This is a genomic window from Streptomyces sp. A012304 (genome assembly GCF_026008495.1).
Lineage (GTDB): Bacteria > Actinomycetota > Actinomycetes > Streptomycetales > Streptomycetaceae > Streptomyces.
In genome coordinates this window covers 1-281 of sequence record NZ_BQUN01000155.1, presented here as the reverse complement: position 1 = coordinate 281, position 281 = coordinate 1, and the positions used below count along the sequence as shown (strand labels likewise).

Annotated in this window: 1 protein-coding gene; it reads right to left on the bottom strand. The window is 69.4% G+C overall.

Annotation, left to right across the window (positions count from 1 at the left end):
- Positions 1–281: acyltransferase domain-containing protein (locus ALMP_RS35290; RefSeq protein ID WP_264935855.1), on the bottom strand; the 281-nt coding region annotated here is incomplete at both ends.

Sequence of the window (281 nt, the reverse complement as noted above, 5' to 3'; positions counted from 1 at the left end):
CCGCCGTACTCCGCGATCAGCTCGGAGGCACGCTCCACCGGCACCCCCAGCGACGCCATCCCACCCGAACCCGCAAGCTCCAGAATCGCCCGGCTCCGCAACGCGACCACCATCGCCGCGTCCTCCAACGACAACGCACCCGACACACACGCCGCCGCGATCTCACCCTGCGAATGACCCACCACAGCGGCAGGCACGACACCGAACGACCGCCACAGCTCCGCCAGCGACACCATCACCGCCCACAACACCGGCTGCACCACATCCACCCGGTCCAGCCA